This window comes from Gimesia sp. (genome assembly GCF_048260065.1).
GTDB lineage: Bacteria > Planctomycetota > Planctomycetia > Planctomycetales > Planctomycetaceae > Gimesia.
In genome coordinates this window covers 24,582-43,600 of record NZ_JBLXHC010000004.1, presented here as the reverse complement: position 1 = coordinate 43,600, position 19,019 = coordinate 24,582, and the positions used below count along the sequence as shown (strand labels likewise).

18 protein-coding genes are annotated in these 19,019 nt (G+C 48.6%); 7 read left to right on the top strand and 11 right to left on the bottom strand.

Annotation, left to right across the window (positions count from 1 at the left end):
• Nucleotides 1-833 precede the first annotated feature (833 nt).
• On the top strand, nt 834-1,646 hold the full coding sequence (locus ACN0YN_RS08560) for a DUF255 domain-containing protein (protein WP_417384584.1): 813 nt from the start codon (nt 834-836) through the stop codon (nt 1,644-1,646).
• Nucleotides 1,647-1,779: 133 nt separating this feature from the next.
• Here ACN0YN_RS08560 and ACN0YN_RS08555 read toward each other — a convergent pair whose 3' ends face one another.
• Nucleotides 1,780-2,676 carry a YHS domain-containing protein gene (locus ACN0YN_RS08555; RefSeq protein WP_417384583.1) on the bottom strand — a complete coding sequence of 299 codons (897 nt, stop codon included), beginning with the start codon at nt 2,674-2,676 and terminating at the stop codon, nt 1,780-1,782.
• 355 nt (nt 2,677-3,031) lie between these two features.
• Between ACN0YN_RS08555 and ACN0YN_RS08550 the strand changes: the two genes are divergently transcribed.
• On the top strand, nt 3,032-3,868 hold the full coding sequence (locus ACN0YN_RS08550; protein ID WP_417384582.1) for a hypothetical protein: 837 nt from the start codon (nt 3,032-3,034) through the stop codon (nt 3,866-3,868).
• A 31-nt stretch (nt 3,869-3,899) separates the two neighbouring features.
• Here ACN0YN_RS08550 and ACN0YN_RS08545 read toward each other — a convergent pair whose 3' ends face one another.
• The gene (locus ACN0YN_RS08545; protein ID WP_417384581.1) at nt 3,900-4,505 is read right to left on the bottom strand and encodes a methylated-DNA--[protein]-cysteine S-methyltransferase; all 606 of its coding nucleotides are present in this window, start codon (nt 4,503-4,505) and stop codon (nt 3,900-3,902) included.
• A gap of 186 nt (nt 4,506-4,691) precedes the next feature.
• On the opposite strand from ACN0YN_RS08545, the gene ACN0YN_RS08540 reads away from it, so the two are divergent.
• The 3 genes from ACN0YN_RS08540 to ACN0YN_RS08530 all read left to right on the top strand — a co-directional run bounded on the left by ACN0YN_RS08540 (nt 4,692) and on the right by ACN0YN_RS08530 (nt 7,230).
• The gene (locus tag ACN0YN_RS08540; RefSeq protein ID WP_417384580.1) at nt 4,692-5,348 is read left to right on the top strand and encodes a hypothetical protein; all 657 of its coding nucleotides are present in this window, start codon (nt 4,692-4,694) and stop codon (nt 5,346-5,348) included.
• A 149-nt stretch (nt 5,349-5,497) separates the two neighbouring features.
• The gene (locus tag ACN0YN_RS08535) at nt 5,498-6,766 is read left to right on the top strand and encodes a pyridoxal phosphate-dependent aminotransferase (RefSeq protein ID WP_417384579.1); all 1,269 of its coding nucleotides are present in this window, start codon (nt 5,498-5,500) and stop codon (nt 6,764-6,766) included.
• Nucleotides 6,767-6,819: 53 nt separating this feature from the next.
• Nucleotides 6,820-7,230 (top strand): VanZ family protein, encoded by a 411-nt coding sequence (locus ACN0YN_RS08530; RefSeq protein ID WP_417384578.1) that lies wholly within the window; start codon nt 6,820-6,822, stop codon nt 7,228-7,230.
• A 29-nt stretch (nt 7,231-7,259) separates the two neighbouring features.
• Here ACN0YN_RS08530 and zwf read toward each other — a convergent pair whose 3' ends face one another.
• Nucleotides 7,260-8,819: a glucose-6-phosphate dehydrogenase gene (gene zwf, locus ACN0YN_RS08525; RefSeq protein ID WP_417384577.1), complete on the bottom strand. Its 1,560-nt coding sequence runs from the start codon at nt 8,817-8,819 to the stop codon at nt 7,260-7,262.
• A 68-nt stretch (nt 8,820-8,887) separates the two neighbouring features.
• The gene (gene ispG / locus ACN0YN_RS08520; RefSeq protein ID WP_417384576.1) at nt 8,888-10,033 is read right to left on the bottom strand and encodes a (E)-4-hydroxy-3-methylbut-2-enyl-diphosphate synthase; all 1,146 of its coding nucleotides are present in this window, start codon (nt 10,031-10,033) and stop codon (nt 8,888-8,890) included.
• A 207-nt stretch (nt 10,034-10,240) separates the two neighbouring features.
• On the opposite strand from ispG, the gene ACN0YN_RS08515 reads away from it, so the two are divergent.
• Nucleotides 10,241-11,698: a tetratricopeptide repeat protein gene (locus ACN0YN_RS08515; RefSeq protein WP_417384575.1), complete on the top strand. Its 1,458-nt coding sequence runs from the start codon at nt 10,241-10,243 to the stop codon at nt 11,696-11,698.
• A gap of 167 nt (nt 11,699-11,865) precedes the next feature.
• Complete coding sequence (locus tag ACN0YN_RS08510) at nt 11,866-12,261, top strand: PQQ-binding-like beta-propeller repeat protein (RefSeq protein ID WP_417384574.1); 396 nt, start codon at nt 11,866-11,868, stop codon at nt 12,259-12,261.
• 32 nt (nt 12,262-12,293) lie between these two features.
• Here ACN0YN_RS08510 and ACN0YN_RS08505 read toward each other — a convergent pair whose 3' ends face one another.
• From ACN0YN_RS08505 to ACN0YN_RS08475, 7 genes are all read right to left on the bottom strand, one after another.
• Complete coding sequence (locus ACN0YN_RS08505; protein WP_417384573.1) at nt 12,294-13,355, bottom strand: hypothetical protein; 1,062 nt, start codon at nt 13,353-13,355, stop codon at nt 12,294-12,296.
• A gap of 175 nt (nt 13,356-13,530) precedes the next feature.
• The gene (locus ACN0YN_RS08500) at nt 13,531-13,944 is read right to left on the bottom strand and encodes a (deoxy)nucleoside triphosphate pyrophosphohydrolase (RefSeq protein WP_417384572.1); all 414 of its coding nucleotides are present in this window, start codon (nt 13,942-13,944) and stop codon (nt 13,531-13,533) included.
• Between the two features lie 39 nt (nt 13,945-13,983).
• Complete coding sequence (locus ACN0YN_RS08495; RefSeq protein WP_417384571.1) at nt 13,984-14,997, bottom strand: PIN/TRAM domain-containing protein; 1,014 nt, start codon at nt 14,995-14,997, stop codon at nt 13,984-13,986.
• Nucleotides 14,998-15,729: 732 nt separating this feature from the next.
• A complete protein-coding gene (locus ACN0YN_RS08490) occupies nt 15,730-16,242 on the bottom strand; it encodes an ExbD/TolR family protein (protein WP_417384570.1) in 513 nt (170 codons plus the stop codon).
• 58 nt (nt 16,243-16,300) lie between these two features.
• Nucleotides 16,301-16,771 (bottom strand): ExbD/TolR family protein, encoded by a 471-nt coding sequence (locus ACN0YN_RS08485; protein WP_417384569.1) that lies wholly within the window; start codon nt 16,769-16,771, stop codon nt 16,301-16,303.
• A 72-nt stretch (nt 16,772-16,843) separates the two neighbouring features.
• Nucleotides 16,844-17,740: a MotA/TolQ/ExbB proton channel family protein gene (locus ACN0YN_RS08480; protein ID WP_417384568.1), complete on the bottom strand. Its 897-nt coding sequence runs from the start codon at nt 17,738-17,740 to the stop codon at nt 16,844-16,846.
• A gap of 164 nt (nt 17,741-17,904) precedes the next feature.
• Complete coding sequence (locus tag ACN0YN_RS08475) at nt 17,905-18,951, bottom strand: tetratricopeptide repeat protein (protein WP_417384567.1); 1,047 nt, start codon at nt 18,949-18,951, stop codon at nt 17,905-17,907.
• Between the last annotated feature and the right edge of the window lie 68 nt (nt 18,952-19,019).

Genomic DNA, 19,019 nt, shown 5'->3' with positions numbered 1-19,019 from the left:
GGTTTTCAATCATTTTTTGAACTTCTTTTACACAACGGAATCATGGATTTTTGACTATATTTCCGCTGCGTTTCCTGAATGAGGTCAGATTAATTCAAGACTCTTTCAGGCTCATGTAATCCATCTCACAATTTCAATTTCCGAAACGTTCGATACCTGTTTCAGGTAAACAGAACTTCTGATTCTCACTAAGAACAACGAGATCTTCGTATTTCTGATTTCACGTTTCAGAAGTAATGGTATCAAATGGAAACTGCAATTTTTTGAACGATGTGGAGACAGTGTGCCTTCATGAAAACTCTTTGAACCGGTCCTGTTTCCGAATGAAAAAAGACATAAAAAGCCAATTAAATCAGAATAATTGACGTATAAAGTATAAGCCCTGAGTCTGGCGTTTTATCTGAGCCAGACTGGTTCTAATAAACTCAAACAATATAAGCACTTACACCAACCCATAATCGAACTGGTCTGCTCTCAAATACAAGTTCAGACTATTCACGAATTCATTCCCTGTTAATCCCGCATCGTGTTTCTCCACCAGAGAAAGCGACAAATTTTGCTTAAGTTTCGGGGCTCTTATGGAGCATCCTTTTCAACTCTGACTGTAGGTCAAGACAGTGTTTGACAGCAATCGACTCCCCTTCTCTGTCAACTCAGAGAAGTTAGACAGACTGCAAAACATCCAAGCTCTAACGGAAATCAGAAATCGTCATAAACCCTAAATCAATTACAAAAATCTGAACCAGAATAATCCTGCAAACTGATTAGACCATCAAATATTACCGATATGTAAAGCGTGTAGGACTTCTGGATATTTATCATAAGGAACCATTATGCGTGCCGGGCACTTAATTTTATTTTCGCTTAGTTTAGTCACTCTTCCTTTATTTTCTGTCACCACACATGCAGAAGAGATCAAATGGCAAACCAATCTGAAGCAGGCCGCACAACAGGCCCGTGCTGAAGACAAAGCCATGTTGATCCAAATTGGTGCTTCATGGTGTGGATTCTGCCATAAAATGGATCGGGAAACATACAAAGACCCGAAAGTCATCAAACACGTAAACTCCTGCTTTGTTCCCATTCGTGTGGATGCAGACGAAAACTCTGAGCTGGTTGAAGCGATTGGCGTTGCCGGGCTGCCTACGACAGTCATCATTACTCCAGAACTGAAAATTGTGAAAAAGATTTCCGGTTATGTCGCTGCTCCGGAAATGCAGGGACATCTCAGCAAAATTTGCCTGGTAAATCACGAACAGGCAGCGCCTGCCCGGAAACAGCAGGCGATTCAGAAAATGAGTCAGAAACAGGTCGCCCCTGAATTCGCCTTCAAGGGTATCTGTCTGGTAAGCATGCTGGATGATCAGGAACTGTCTGAAGGAAAACCCGAATTTACATCGAACTATCGAAACCAGACAGTCTGCTTCGCTTCGCAAGAGCACAAGCAGAAATTTGATGCAGCTCCTGAGCACTACTGGCCTGCCTTCGAAGGCAAGTGTCGCGTCTCACAACTGGAACGCAATCAGTCTGTAGAAGGAGATCCCTACGCGGGAGGCGTGTATCGTGAACGGCTGGTATTCTTCACCTCAGAATCAGAACGCGATAAATTTACTGCCAATCCAGGTTACTACCTGATCAAGAAATAAAGAAAACCACCTGACAGCCATCCTCAACTCTGGTTGGAAGGGAGAGGAACAGAATCGCTGCCAGGTGTCGTATCAAATTTCATCAACAGCCTGTTATCGCTTGCGGTAACAGGCTGTTTTACTTCAATTCTGGTTACTTCACGTTTTCAATCGACTGGGGTTCCAGCCAGACAAACTTTCCTTTGTGAGCAATCTGTTTGCCTTTCACGCTGACCTTTAAGCTCTGAAACCGGGATTTGTATAAATCCGGATGGGAAGCATGTGCTCCTTCAATGACATAAATTTTTCCGTCATCGCTTTTGACAGCCAGACCTAATTCATCCGGATTCTGTTTGGGATGCACGCCAAATTCACAGGCGGCACAACCGGTGGTCCCGCTGATGGAAACCAGCTCAGATGCAGCAGGCGAACTGCTGACAGCAGCCTGCTTCGCAGTTAAGCCGGCGACATATTCAGCAGGAGCTTTCTGGAATTTCTGCATGACAGCCTCGCTGGGGAACTGATATCGCAGTCCCTGGTAGATGGCCGTAAACTCCGGTTTTCCAGGTACGTCCTTCCCGCCATCAACTTTACAGACGATACATTTTCCGTCGCAGGCCAGATCGACGTCAGCATATTCTGCGGGTGATTTATCAAAAACGGCTTTGATACTCTCATTCGGAAACAGAAAAACGCGTCCTTCATAAAAACTGATATGATCAATCTTGCCCGGGTTCCGCAATCCATCATGATGAGCAAAGCAGACGGTACAGTCTCCTTTCAATGCGGGAACATATTTTTCCGGAGCCTCTTCAAATTTCTGTTTTACTGCTTCTGATGGAAACAGATAGGTCTGACCATCATAGACGACGGCAAACTCCGGCTTTCCAGCAACTACTTTCTTTCCATTCACCAGACAGACCGCACATTTTCCATCAAGGGCTAAAGGGGCCTGTTTTTTCTGACCGCTTTCTGCAGCATTCACAGCACCACTGAGACAGACTACGGATACCAGTACCGCTGCTGTCATGACAAAACGAAATAAATTCATCTGCATCTCCTGAAACATTGACTCTCTATTTTCCTGAAGGGAATTCGTGCTGCGAACATTCAGTCCGTCAACCTCGATCAGATTCCCTGACGCACACTGATCCATATCCATGGCTGATGAATCAGAACAGTCACAGTATTGCGACGACCTGGGGTACATTCTGTGGTGTACTTCACAGTCACGAATTATTTTCGTGATTCTACAAGCGTGCCTGCGAAGCAAACTCTGGCGCATAAAGCGGTATTGCATCAAATGGCCAAGTATTGATAATCAGGGCCTCTCTCCAATTCAAAATCAGATCCAGACATTTCTCAAGTCCTCTCTAATTCTTAAGTTATAACAAACCAGGTGCCTTATGTGGTGCACAAGTTGCCAGTCCGATGTGGCTGCAGAAGTTTCGTCCGACTCCAAACGAGTACAATGTGCTACGTGCGGGAGCGATCTTGGAACAACGGCTGCGGCACGCATCAGTGATAAAACCAAAGAAGCGCGCGAACTTCTGGCTCGTTGGTCGAATCGTGAAATCCTGGACCCATACGGTCCTATTACCCGATCCGAATCTCGCGCGCAAAGTTCCGCTTCCCTGTTTCAACAACCTGAACCACAGCGTACGGAACCCCTGCCACAACCAGTTCAGAAATCAACCACGGAACCAGCGCATGCTCTGCAGAGAAGCAATCCAAATTTTGATTCAGATACTGCAGTGGAAGAGACTTATGCTTATGAAGCGCCAGAACCGGAATATGAAGACGACTTCGAAGAAACAATCGTCCCCCGATTACATTCCGAGTATCGTGATATTCAGGATCTGATTGAAGAAGATGATCAGAAACCCAACTGGCTGGGACTGGTGGGACAATTGATGGCCTATGGTGGTGTTGCCGTTTTAACGATTGGTACAACGCTGGTCTTGTGGGGCTATTATGGCGGACCTGCTAACTATGCTTCCACAGGCTGGCTCATCAGTACGGCTGGGCAGATGCTGCTGTTCCTGGGAGTCATCACACTCGTATCTGCAGGCATGGAACAGACAACCATTTCTGTCAGCCGCCGGATTGATCGCCTGGGGAAACGCATTTTTCTGTTTGAACAGGCGATGCTGGAACAACAGCAGTCTCAACAACGCAAACGACGTACTCCATCAACACCACCTCCCAGGACAGCAGATCCGGTGTCACGTAAGTCGGCATAAAGAGCCTGACTCAATTCTGACAGGAGTCTGATCAGAACTGCGCCCGTGATTCCAGCATCAGCAGATGTTCTTTAAGCGAAGTTCCCTGTGGTGCTGAGAAGCCACCCAGCTTTCCTCCGGATGCGATCACGCGATGGCAGGGAATCAGAATCGGAATTCGATTCGAAGCCATCACGGTACCCACCGCTCGCGCTGCACGCGGCGATCCTGCCTGCTCCGCAAGTTCGCCGTAAGTAATCTGACCGCCATAGCCAATCTGCTGCAGCGCGTGAATGACGCGAGCTTGAAATGGCGTCATCTTTGTCAATTTCAGTTTGACATCCCGAAATTCTACCTGGGCTCCCTGGAAATAATCCTGCAGCCGTTCCTGCAGTTCCGGATACCAGTTTGTCTCGATAATCTGATTCGCAGAAACGGGTCCCTCCACAGCTGCCTCGGACTCAATTAGATGCAGCAGATCAGAGCGACGAGGCAATCCCATCAGGAAGCGTTCTACAGTCTCATCCCTCCCCTGCAGACCACACCAGCCGATTTCCGTCTGAAACAGCGACCAGCAGGAGGCCATTTCGGAAGAAGAAGTGGTTAAATGTTCTGTTTCCGGAACAACGCTCTTTCGAGAAACAGTTCTTTGACCCATCTTAAATTCTCCGATAGAATAAGTTTCACAAACGAATCTCGACTGACTCCTTCTTGCCCGAGTCGTCAGTCTCAATTATATGATGATCGAGAGAATATGCATCCTTACAGCATGCTGTCAGATGATTATTTCATCAACTTAAACCTGTGCACAGAAATGACACTGCCTTCCTCCCGGGAAACAGTTTTGAATTTTTTTGAACGGGTCCAGAAATCGTTTCCCAGCATGCGGAATTTCTACAATCGCGGCGAAGGCGGATTCATCCTTGAAGAAGATAAGGAAGAAGTCGGTCAGCAGCGCTGGATGTCCCTGGAGTCTCAGCGAATCTGCAGCGGTTATCTGAATCCTAAAGATCCGGAAGACTGCCTGGAACAGAACCGGCTGATGCTGGAACTGGTTCCTTACATGCTCTCTGTCAGCCCACTGGACTGCGAAGCCCTGGATTATATCGTCGGTTTCGATTTTTCTTATCGAGGCAATCACGATGCGCTGGTCGCCGAAGTGCTCGGCGCAAATCATGCGGTTGACAGCCTGCTGCAGATTCCCGGTTCTCAGGCACTCAACTACGAACCTTCGATTACTCTGAGCCTGGATGATTCCTGTCGCTGCCAGGCACGACTGCTGATCGAAACCCGCACCAACGCTTACCAGGTGAAACGCGATGAATATCCCGACGAACAGATTACCGTTTTCTTTACACTCAGACAGTACGGGAGTCAGTCCGCAGACACCAGACTCGAAGACACGATGCTCGATCTGAAAGCGAAATCGGACCGCCTGCTGAACGAGTATGTGATCGATCAGGTGCTGCGTCCGCTGGCCCAGGCCATTTCAACGAAATGAACTGAGTTTTACAGAATCGGGGCTGGTCCAGTTTCAAAAACCGGTTTCCCGCTATAGAGTAATAGTGGTCGATCAATCCAGTCTGAAAAGATAATAATGCATATTGAGAATGCTTCTGGACTAATTTCAAACTTAAAGGGGATACCTTCGTGGCGCTAACATTAAGTGATTTCGCTCAGTCTCTTACCGTGGAAACCGCATTCAGTGTACTGGCCGTCGCCAAACAGCTTAAGGCAGAAGGTAAAGATGTCGTCGAACTCGAAGTCGGCGACAGTCCGTTTGACAGTACTGCCTCTGCCAAATCCTCCGGGATTGAAGCCATCCAGAACAATCAGTCACACTATTGTGCCTCACCGGGAATTCCCGAGTTCCGCAAAGCTGCAGCCGAATTCGTCTCCCGGGAATTCAATGTCGACGCAAAACCGGAAAACATCGTAGTCGGCCCCGGCGCTAAAGTGTTTGAGCAGTTCTTCTGCGAGGCATTCCTGAACCCCGGTGATGGTGTGCTGGTTTTCAGCCCGTATTTCCCCACGTATCTGCCTAACATCGAGCGACGCGGTGCCCGCATGGTGCTGTCTGATCTGAAACAGGCGAAAGAATTCCGACCCGATATCGCGGACATCGAAAAATTCCTAGCAGAAGATCCTTCCCCCAAAGCAATCTTCCTCAACTCTCCCCACAATCCTACTGGTGGCGTCATTCAGGAAGAGGATCTGAAAGCGATCGCCGATCTGATTCGCGGCAAAAACATTGCCGTGTTCAGCGATGAACCTTATTGCCATATGGTCTGGCAGGGTAAACATCACTCCATCCTTGCACAACCGGGGATGATGGATCAATGTGTCTCCGCATACACTTTCAGTAAATCATACAGCATGAGTGGCTGGCGTCTGGGTTTCTGTGTGGCTTCTGAAGCGGTCGCAACATCCATCGGCAAAATGGTAAATACTACCCTCTCCTGCACGCCTCCCATTGTTCAGTTAGCAGGTGCTGCTGCACTCAACTGTGATTCCGTCGAACGGGACGAAGTCATGCTGAAATTCCGTGAGAAAGTGGTCCTGTTAACCAACAAGCTCAATGCGATCGAAAATTTTCATGCGCTTGATCCCCATGCTACGTTTTACGTTTTTGTGAATGTTGCTCCGGTCTGCAATCAACTTGGGATTACCAGTCATGGGCTGGCCCTGTATCTGCTTGAAGGGGCTGACGATGACTTCGGTATTGCCTGCCTGGGGGGAGAGTGTTTCGGAGAAGCCGGACATGGGTTTTTGCGGTTCAGCTGTGCCGAGCCGAATGATCGTCTGGAACAGGCGATTGATTTCATCCCCGAAGCGCTCTCGCGAACAGACCGCATTGCCAGCTACCTGGAATCACATCCAGGCGCACGGTTGAAAGCACCATACCCGGCTCCGGAATAAATCGAGACCGTAATACTCGACTACCGCAAGTCAGACCAGTTTACAGGGATGTTATGAACCGTTATCAATTACTGATACGCAGCGGATTGATTCTTTACTGGATTCTTCTGTTCACGGCGACTCATATTCCATTGAAGAAGGGAACCATCCCCCAGGGGACCGATGTGCCTCTGCATTTCATTGCTTATGCCGGGTTGGCCTTTCTACTGACCTGGTGGCTGTCACTGAAGTGGGACAGGCTGACACCCAAGCGTCTATTACTGATATTTGCTGGCGTCAGCCTGTTTGGTGTCATTGACGAACTGCTGCAGGGCATTCCCGTCCTGCAACGTGAACCGAGCATCAAGGACTGGATCGCCGATACGACCGGCGCGCTGCTTGGAATTATTCTGTTTCTGCTGGTAAGCAAGTCGCTGAATTCCATCAGCAGCCGCTTCCAGCAGAAACCAGATCAATCGGATTAAACAGTGCAGTTACTGTTTCGCCGATTCCATTACAGCTTCTTGCTCGTGGAGGGAGTCCGCCAGCGTCGCTTTGATTTCTCTAAGAGCTGGATCGCTCCTGCGGGTCCCCAGGTACCAGCGTAATACGGTTCGGGCGTATGCTCGGGTCGCTCCCATTGTTCCAGTACAGGCGTTACAAATTTCCAGGCTGCTTCGAGTTCATCACTACGGGTAAACAAAGTGGAATCGCCGCGCAGAACATCCATCAGCAGTCGTTCGTAAGCTTCAGGCAGACTCGTGTGATACGCGTCTTCAAACGCGAAGTCCATCGTGACCGGCTGAATCTGATACTGCATACCAGGTCGCTTCGTCGAAAATTTCATCGAGATTGACTCTTTCGGCTGTATGCGGAAGATCAACTCGTTCGGCTTGCGTTCCACCAGCGAACAGATATCGCCATCACATTCTACTGTTGTAAACAGATTCATCGGGGGATGCTTGAACTGAATTGCAATTTCACTCACACGCTCAGGCAGACGTTTTCCGGTTCGCAGATAAAAGGGAACTCCTTCCCAGCGCCAGTTTTCCACCAGGACTTCCATCGCCACAAATGTTTCTCGATGGGAATCAGCGGGTACGCGTTCTTCTTCCCGATAACCGGGAACTGCCTGATCCTGTGACTGCCCTGCAGTATACTGACCGGCGACAGCCCATTCCGAAATGGGTCCTTTTGATCCGGGAGTCAGAGTTTTGAGAACCTTGAGTTTTTCATCACGAATTTCTTCGCCACTGAAGAGTGCCGGCGGTTCCATGGCGATCAGACACAGCAACTGCAGCACATGGTTCTGCAGAACATCCCGCAAGGCACCGGAACGGTCATAGTAACCGCCACGCCCATGTTCGATCCCCTGTGATTCCGCCACAGTGATCTGGACATGATCCACGTGATTGCGATTCAGCAGTGGTTCAAAAATAGAGTTACTCAACCGGAACAATAAAATATTCTGGACAGTCTCTTTGCCAAGATAATGATCGATGCGGTAAATCTGGTCTTCGGATAAGAGTTCGCTCAATTCCTGACTCAGTTTCTGTGCCGACTCCAGATCGTGGCCAAACGGTTTTTCGATCACCACCCGCAACCATTGATCATCGGTATTCCGGGGAATCATCTCTGCGCGAGACAGCGCCTGCACGGCTGGGTAAAACAGCGAAGGGGCTGTTGCCAGATAAGCGACCCGTTTGGAAATCACATCTCCCACCGTCTCGCGTTCGACAGTTTCGATCGTGGATTTCAGCGCGGCATGATCGCTTTCGTCCGTGATATCGACCTCACGATAATAGAGGCGTTTGGAAAAAGTGGCCCACTTCTCATCGGTGACCGTTCCCGTACGGGTAAACTGCGCCACCGATTCACGCTGTTCATCGCGAAACTGTTCGTCGGTTTTAGAACGACGTGCCAGCCCGATGATCGGCAGATCTTCACAGAGAAAGCCTTCACTCCAGAGATCATATAATGCAGGGATCAGTTTTCGCGCTGTCAGGTCACCTGAAGCACCAAAAATCAGAATGGTTGCTGTGGTCAGGTCGCCTGAAGAACTTGAATTGGCCATGAGTTACATCCATGCCTTTGATTGAGAAATGAGTTTCGGTAAATAGGAGGCGCGCTACAAACTGTGAATTAAATCTTTGCCGACTGCTGTTCAATCAGCGCGTCCAGTTCGCCTTTGAGTCGAGGCAGTATGTCATCATAAGAATAGCGTCCCAGAGATTCACTCCCCTTTTTCAGATTGACGTAATTGGGCCCGCACCAGAGCCCCAGGTCGGCGTCGTCTGTTTCGCCCGGGCCATTCACGCGGCAGCCCATCACTGCAATTGTGATTTTGTGATCTTTGGCATACGCGGTCATCTGTTTGACATCGGCCGCCAGATCAACAAAGACTTCGTTCTCGACACGGGAACAGCTGGGACAACTGATGATATTCAATCCTTTCTGGTCAAAATCGACAACAGATCGAACGCGGCCGGCAGCAATATCATTCAGAATGGAATGCCCGGCTTCAATCTCTTCGCCTTTACGGTCATTGGGAACAGTCAGGGAGACGCGAATCGTATCCCCGATGCCTTTGCTGACCAGTTGCTCGAATGCAATTCGGGTTTTAATGACCCCATCCGGAGGCATCCCCGCTTCCGTGACCCCCAGATGCAACGGGATGTCAGGTCGTTTTGCAGCAAACCGGGTGTTGACTTCAATCACTTTCGCAGGATCAGAATCTTTCAGCGAAACGCAGAACCGCGTGAAGTCAATCGATTCCAGAAATTCACAATGATCCAGTGCGCTCTCCAGCATGGGTGAGATGGAATCATGCGGATCATACTTTTCCAGCTTGGCCGGATCGACAGATCCACAATTCACCCCTACGCGGATCGCACAGTCATTGTCTTTCGCGACTTCGGCGATGAAACGGACTTTTTCCTGCCAGGCTTTTTCCGGCTCATGGTGATACAGATGCCCGGGGTTGTATCGCAGCTTGTTGACATACGGTGCAATCACTTCCGCCAGACGGTAATTTTCCTGCAGATCGACCGTCAGTGGCACGGTGGTCTGCTTACGGATTTCGATCAATGCAGCTGCTTCCCGCTTATTATCGACGGCAATTCTCACGATATCCGCCCCCGCCTGTTCGAGCGAGTGAATCTGGGCAACGGTCGCGTCGATGTTGCTGGTCTTGGTAGCAGTCATACTTTGAACGGCGATTGGATGCGCGTTTCCAATCGTAACTGTACCAATTCTCACCTCTCTGGTTGGGTTACGTGGTAATTGCAAGTTGTTTATTCCTTATAAGATAAAACCGCTGATTGACCTTTGAATGGGCTCCCGGATTGTAAAAGATCCCGGGCTCAACGTCCATTGATGAAAAAAGCGAAAAATCAATTGGGATTGACAGATTTTGGATGTCGATTTACAAGCCTTCGGTCAATTAATTGCATTTTATGCAAAAAGTGCGGATACACAAAGTAGGTGATATAAAAAATGAATCGTCAGATTGCAGGGATGCTAGTCGGTTTATCGCTTTTCAGTGGTTGTGGTACTGAGTCGCAACCAGCTTCACAGCAAGCAGTTAAGCCTGGGAATACTGCCCAGACAACAGCTCAGACTGCAGCGGTCGCGAAACCAGAACCCGCGAAACCGGAATCGAAGGAGCAGCAAAAGCCGACCACAGCAGCAACTTCCCCTTCGCAGCTCACCCTCGATGCTGCAGCAATTCAGAAGGCGGAAGAATTTTACCTGCGCGGGATACAATTCCAGAAACAGGGCAAGCTGGCTGAATCGATCCAGGAACTGACCATGGCGATCAAACTGAATCCCCAGGTTTCCAAGTACTATTTTCATCGGGGCAGTGCCTGGGCCGATCTAAAACAGGACGCCAATGCCATCGTCGATCTGACCAAGGCAATTGAGATGAGCCCCCAGAACGCACAATACTATTACACACGCGCCCTGTTTTTCATGACACGCGGTGGTGCTGAACTTGCAGTAAAAGATTTCACCAAAGCCATCGAGTACAAACCTGACAGCCATTCAGCGTTAAACAATCGCGGGCTCCTGTTTGCGACAACCGGTAAACTGAAGGAAGCCCGTGCCGATTTCGAACGGGTTCTGGAAATCAAACCAGACAGTATCGATGCGATGAACAACCTTGGATTCGCTTTAATGAATCTGAATGAAACGGATAAAGCATTAGAAGTTCTGGACAAAGTACTTAAGCGGAACCCTGAATATTTGAACGCTTACGATAACCGGGGCCTGGTCTGGAAGAAACGTAAAGAGTACGACAAAGCCATCGCTGATTTTTCCAAAGCCATCGAACTCAGCCCGAACAGTCTGAAATTTTATCGGCAGCGAATGGCCGTCTATCAGCTGGCAAAACAGCCTGAGAAAGAGAAAGCGGATGCCGAAAAAATCGTCTGGCTGCAGAAGCTGGCTGGATTGAACGAACGACTTGCCAAAGCACCCGAAGATACTGAGTTGATCCTGGAACGTGCTCAGTTTTATCTGGCGTCGGAGATGCGTGAGCAGGCAATGAAGGATTATGCGAAAATCGTCGAGCTCACACAGGATACAGGCCGCGGTTATTATATTCGCGGGGCGCTCTATTTAGAGGAAAACAAGCTGGATCGCTGCATCCAGGAATGTTCCCGGGCGATCAAAATTCAGCCTCAACCCGAAGCATATTCCATTCGAGGCGACGCCTTTATGAAACAGGGAGATGTGGAACACGCACTGCGCGATTTCGAACGCGCCAAGCGGATCGATGAAATCGTCGCCAAAGCCTACCTGATGCGGTCGAAATCATACAAAGAGCGTGGCGAACATGAAAAAGCAGCGGAAGATTACGAACGCGCCGTTGCCATCGACCCCTCGCTCGGACCGGGAAAACTGGACAAAGAAAAAACAGCCGGCAAACCTGTAATTCGTCCTATCCAATAAGGCATTTGCTCCAGGCCTTCGATTTCTAGAGCGCATCACATTTAACTATAGCGTCTCTCAATCTAATATACTCGGTCCAAATGGATCTGGAGACGCTACAGTAAAACTGGACACAGTCTAATCAGGTCGATTTTTATCCACAATTGTTCAACACCAGGCAGATCTATATGAGCGGTGGTTTTCTGGATGACAATGAGTATGCAGCGCATCCTGCTCAACCCGCAAACGAACTGGAGATCAACGATCTGCTGTTCGTCAGTTTCAATTCACGGGTGGTCGCTTTGAACCGGGATACGGGGACTCTGCTCTGGTCCTGGAAATCCCCCAAAGGACGTTCCAATTATCTGGCGATCCTGGTGGATGATGAACAACTCTTCGTCTCAATCGATGGTTACACCTACTGCCTGGATCCCTACTCCGGACGCGAAATCTGGTTCAATCCCCTTAAAGGGTATGGATACGGAATTCCCAGTCTTGCAACCGCGAATTTCAATACCGGATCGTCAGCGGCAGCAGAGTTAATCGCCCGGGAACAGAATCGGCAACAGCGTGGTGCGCAGTAACTGAATCAGAAAACTGCAAAACCAGGGCCAGTTCAGGAAAGCAGTTCTGCATTGGTCAGATGCCAGCGATTGGGATCCAGCAAAGGCTCGAGAGAGAAGTCCGGGTAAGCCGGATTGGCATACACAAACACGTTCGTCTGTGAATGCCTCTGGAAAAAACCAAAGCGGGACAGCAGTTTCGAAACTTCTTCTCGCCCGAAGTAGCTGATCACAATGGTTTCCATCCCAATCTGACGGCAGTAACCACTGAAAGCGGTCATCATCAGTCGGAATGATTTCAGATCACGATAGAAAAAATCCTGAATGCCCGCAGCATAATCCCCACCGCGTCCCGTTTCTCCCAGCACAAACACCATATATCCCAGCAGGCGCTGATTGCGGTCTTCCAGAGTCATGATCTGGAAACGGGTACTGGGTTCCTGTCGAAAACGCCATTCCAGAAACTCACGCGTCCGCTCAACCATCACCAGGCCGTCAGAATGCTCTCGAAACAGAGCTTCGAAACGTTCATCAATCGGGGCATCAAAATTGATTTTGTTCTGATGCGGCAAAAATGTCCGTGTCTCCTGGGAATAAAGACGTAAGCCCAGATCGGACAGACAGGAAACTCCTTTTCTGAGTAATGGTGAGGAGATTCTATCTTTGAATTTGTATTCCGTCCGAATCGGTTTCACCCAGTGCCGAAACGTTCCCACCTGTTGATAACGGCAACGCTTGAATACAGCAGTTGCAGTATCAGTCATGCCATACACAAATTTGAAATCCGTCTCGGGCAGGTTTGCGATCAGAGCCCGTTGTAATTTCAAAGCAGCCTGGGCAGAGCGGTGTTCTACATCGATATTGATCGATTCTGCCTGGCCAACGGCGAATGGTTTGCCGTCATAACACATGCGACGTGCCAGCAAACCGGTTGAGCCAATCAGCTTTCCCGCTGATTCTTCATGCGCGAGCCAGCAATAGTTCTCACCGAATGGATTTTGACGGTGAGACCAGTTAAACCACAGGGAGTTGGTTTTATTAAAATTCCGATTAATCAGGGAAATTAATTCTTCCTGATCGTCACTCGGGGTCGCCTGAGTGATTGAATAGCCCATGCCCTGAAAACCTGTCAATGCATTCTGATGAGAAGTGAAACTGTCGCGCGATATATTTGGTGAAGTCTAGGTCACGCGTGACGAAAGTCAAATCAGATCAATATCGATTGATATCTTTTCCAGCCTGACTGCTGCTGCGTTTTCTCTCTGGAATGAATTGATTTCAGCCGCGAAATTATTCAGCAGCAAACTGTTTTACCAGCAGTTCCACGATCTCTGAATTCGCTGCCGGAAAACTTAAATCAGGCAGTTCTTCAGCAGGTATCCAGTGAAACCCATGCAGGGTCTGTTTGAATAATTCATCTGAGGCATCTGCAGGCCGACAGAGCCAGAAATCCAGATCCAGTTCGGCATGGTCGTAGTTGTGGTGAACCGACAGCAGTTCATGGACCGGAATGACATCCAGGCCGGTCTCTTCCCTGCACTCTCTGACTGCACAGGCTGATGATGGTTCCCCGGTATGGCATTTCCCGCCTGGAAACTCATGATAGCCTGCCAGAGGCGAATCCCCATTTCGAATTCCAACGAGGAATCGCCGCTGATATTCCACAACGGCAATTCCTATATGACTTACTTTCCGGTTACTCATGATCGCGCTCCATTTTCCGCCGGAAGAGAGATACCTGTCTCAACGACTTTCGGTCACTCGACCGAAAATCATGCGACCTGCACTACTCTGTAGAACACTGGTAACAACAGCATCAACATCTCGTCCGACAAGATGATTGGCTTGTTCACAAACCACCATTGTACCATCATCCAGATATCCTACACCCTGGGCTTGTGATTCTCCTTCTTTAATGATTTTTAACTGAATGTGTTCGCCAGGCAGGTAGCGTGGTTTTAGTGAATTGGCAACATCATTCAGGTTGATCACATCGACTCCCTGTACGCTGGCTACCTTATTCAGATTGAAATCGTTGGTGACGACTTTTCCACCCAGTTTTTTCGCGGCAACCACCAGCCGCTGATCGACGGTGAGCCCTTTTTCCTTGTCGGTTTCCTTGGCTTCGTACATCGAAATATCAACGGTTGGGTTATTCTGCAGAGTCGATAGAATGTCCAGCCCACGTCGGCCTCGCACACGACGGACCTTATCGCTGCTGTCGGCGATATCCTGAACTTCTTTAAGAATAAAATCGGGAACCACCATTTCGGAATCCAGAATTTTCGTTTCGACGACATCCGCAATTCGTCCGTCAATCAAAGCACTGCTGTCCAGCACTAGGGGACGGCCCCCTTTCAGTTCTCGAGAGAACTCAACGTAAGGAACAATAAAACGAAAGTCATCTTTGGTTTGCAGCAGAAACGAAATACACAGATAAGGCAGGGTGAGTGTCGTAATCATGACCACTCCCTCACCCCACGGTGTCTTGGATATCACCGGATCTAAAGCCAGTTTCAGTAAGAAACTCAGCAACACACCGACCAGCAGGCCGAAATAGATGGCCGAGACCAGTTCGATCCGTTTACGTCCAATGAGCAGATCCAGGCAGGTCACTGCCTGTGTCAGAATCATCAGCAGAACAAACGCGAGCAGTGGCGACTGATCGACGGGGCTGGGCGGGTTAGAACTGACAAAGGTGGCGATGGCTCCTGCGCATACAAATGCGTAGAGCACACGAATACTGATTAACAACATTACAAATGAATCACTTTAAGTCTAAGGCAAGATACTAGTTACTTGTCCCCATTGATTCTCGCATGTTGAAACTCATTGTAAAAACAGGTGATTCAAGCTAATAGATTTGCTTGAATCTGATCCAGTAACATCCCTGTTCTCCGGAAATAAGTCTCAGACATCCAAGAGATTGGGAATGATTTTGATTTTGCTCAAACAGGCAATTCGCAAACCGGGACATGCATACGCTGTACTCAGCCTTATGAACGATCCAGGTCGGAAATTTCCAGACAGCACTTCGTTCGCTCTATGATAATTCTGAATTGTGACAGTCAGTCAGGTTTCGATTCAGGACCTCGTCTGTTCCTTCACTGAAACTTCATCTTAATAACCGACTTTCACTCCTCCTGATCTTCAAAGAGAACGAGGTTACAAAATCATTGTGTGATCTCCCAAACACACAACAAACATCAGCTGTTATATTCAGGTCTGTTAAACCATTAAACACAAAGCTGTTATTAAAAACCTTGATACCCGTTTCGGGCAAAGGATAATCGTACACTATAGCCAAACAAAATGGCGGTTGCTACTGAAAAGGAAATCAGAACCATTGATTCTAACATGAATTTCGCAAACATTCCGCGTGTGTCTGCCCTGAAGAACTGTCTCTATTTCCATCATTTTGACAAAACGAAAACAGCTCACAGACAAGCGTGTCTGTGAGCTGTTCAAAGATTTATTCCCATGAATCGATTAGCCGCCTTCAGTTGGACGGCCCACGGGTGGTGCAAATTTGATTTTTTCGATGTAACGGACAATATGTTTCCCGGAAGGATCCAGGCGACCGGTACAGGCACTCACCGCTTTCAGGGTATATTCGTAATGCAGGTTGTAATCGGCTTCCAGCTCGACTTCCATATCTTTAGAAATCGCGCTCCCTGGTTTAATGATATACAACAGAATCTCATTATTCAGGCCGGCAAATACATTGGGACCGTTACCCAGATTGTTTTGTCCTACTCGAATGTTGTTGAGAGAACCATCTTCATTCGCAATCAGCCTGACTTTAATATCAGTCTGCAGCAGTGGTTCATCTGAAGCTTCCGAACTGTTAGTAATCGGCATGTTGACATTAAAGTCGCCTTCCGGCTCCACGATATTCAGCGTCAACATAAAGAAAATCAGAAGCTGAAAAACCACATCGATCATCGGCGCCATCTGTGGCTCGATCTTTTCCGCTTCTCGACCTGAATTGCGTAACTTCATAGGAATTGATCCTGACAAATAAAAAACGATTCCGTCAACAGTAGCCTGTTAAGGGTCGTTATTCGATTTTTTGAGTTGCTTTGAAGGCAAATTTGGTAAAGCCGTTTTCCTGCGCCAATTTAATCAGATCCTGAACCAGACCTGTTTTCACCAGTGCATCGGCTCTCAGAATCACAGGTACGTCTTTCGGATCCTGATTTTTCTGCTTGTAAATACGCGCTTCCTGTTCGAATTTTGGTCCGAATTTCAGCACGGGAATCTGCTCACCATTATAAAAAATATAGGCTTCGGGATCGGTAATTTCCCCTGCAGCGTTCCGGTCAAAACCGATATTCAGCACCAGTTCATCCGCAGCTTTCACTTCGGGTGGTTTTGCCAGAGAATCCGAAGGCAGTTTCACACGTTCATCCGCCTGAATCTGTTCGAAGTTGGTAATCACCATGAAAAACGCGATCAGCTGGAATACGATGTCGATCATCGGCGTCATATCCACGTCAGCTACTGCCGGCTTTTTTCCTTTAATTTTCATTGAATCACTCTCTGCTCAATCAGGGTTTGACAGGATGCAAAGTGCATCCTGTCTGTTTGATCGATGACATTTTTATTTGCTGCTGGAAGAGAAGCGATTCATCAGGCTTTCGCTGATCATGCCGACTTCCAGTGAAAAACGGGCGACCCGGTTTCGCAGCAGACTGTAGAAAATCATCGCGGGAATCGCGACGGTCAAACCTTCCAGAGTCGTAAACAACGCTGTGGAAATACCGTCTGCCAGCTCGGAGGGCTTAGGCGAAGTCGCAGAGTTGGCAATCGTCTGGAAACTCAAAATCATACCATAAACAGTACCCATCAGTCCGATCATCGGAGCAATCGCACCGATCAGAGCCAGGTAGCTCAGCTTGTGCTCCATGGCCATGTTTTCGTCTTCGCCCACTTCCTGCATGCCCTCGACTGCTTCGGAGTAGCCCTGATTGAGTTTACTCAATCCGGCAGCCAATACCCGGGCAACAAAAGAATCGTCACTTTTTGCCAGTTCGTAGGCTCCCTGGTAATCCTTGTTATTGATTTTCTCTTCAAAAGCACCAATCAGATCGGGAGGCATCAGGTTGTCGCGACGGATGGAAAGGACATTCGCCATGATCAACGCCACCATCAGAAAAGAGAGCAGCAACAGGATCAGACCGAAAAATCCGGAAGCACGAATCATCCACGCCAGGAAACTTTCCTGTGCTGCAGGTGGTGCATTCCCGGCAGGAGCAGCTGCAGGGGCTTCACCACCGCCGGCAGCAGGAGCTTCGCCCGCTGCTGGTTCAGCAGCCGGAGCGGCAGCTTCATTCGCAGCCGGTGCATCACTTGCAGCAGGTGCCGCTTCGTCCTGATAGGCCCAACTGTTCGCTGTCAGACCAAAGGGTGTCAGTACGACAGCCAGAAGTAATAATATGCTCAGGCTACGAAAAGCCAGTGAAGTCTGATTCCGTTCCAAGGAATTCCCCATCATCATCGTTGTGGTCTCCGGTCTACTGAAAGGAGTGTTAATCGTGGATATCTTGCTGTAGGACTCAAAGTGTCTTAAATACGAGTGTGCTATTATTTATAGGCCGAAATTGCATTGTAAAGGGTAGACCTGACGAATCTTGCCAGCAATCTGACTTTCACGTCAATTTATCAGCCTTTAGCGGCTTTTTGCGCCCATTCACTGTCGGGATACTGCTGCTGCAATACTGCTCGTGCCTCTGCTCCCCGCTCTTTATTCTGAACTTTTCCCCAAAGTGTTGACAGGTGATATAAAGCCTCTGCATGCACAGCGGGATCCGAAGGAAAGAGAACGTCAACGTGCAGATAGGCAATCAGCGCTTCCTTCGATTCACCTAAAGCCTGGTAACAGTCCCCTTTTTTCAGATAGACTTCTGCCAGCAGACTACTCTGCGTGGAGCTGACATTTTTGATAATTTCATCCAGGACTTTGATGGCATCCTGAGGTTTGCCTTCTTTTTCCAGACAGATGGCACTTCCCAGCTGCGCGGCATGCTTACTGGCCAGCTCACCTGGTGTCTTGCCATCCATTTTGGCGACCGTTTCGAATGCGGCCAAAGCCCCTTTTGTATTTCCCTGAGCCAGCAGCACCCGTGCTTTCATATTCTTGGCGTACATCTGGTAATCTTTCCAGGGGGAACGCTCAACGGTTCCAAATGCGGAATTGGCAGCCGCATAATCTTTCTTTGCCAGATAGGATTCTCCCAGGAGTTTCATCGCAGGATAATAACTGAAGTGATCAGCGTTGGCTTTGACAAAATCATCCAGCATTTTAATGCCATTATCCAATTGAGCGGGATTTGCTTTAGCACTGCTGGCAGTCGCCCGGGCAATCATGTACTGCAGGCTCTTTTTCAGATTCGGACTCGCAGAACCTTCTGCTTTCTTATACTCTTCCAAAGCTGCTGCAAAATTTCCGTTCTGCTCCTGATTGCGGGCAATATTCAACTGTGGTGGCTCACCGTCCCAGCGCACGCGTTCAATCTCGTTCGCTGGAATTTTGACATTGGTAGCACCGCGTTTTAAAGTCAGTTCCGTCTTTGTATAGCCACTGACATCTCCCAGCAGCGGACTGTTGCTGTCATATTGATAAATCGTATCTGCAGCAGTAGCTTTTGACGCGGTCAGAACCGAAAGCCCTGCCAGCAGAATCAAACTTGACCAGATCGGACGTTTCATGAGTTAATTGCTCCTCAACGATAATTGGTATCTCATCTCGAGTGGATTTCTAAATTCAGAGTCATACC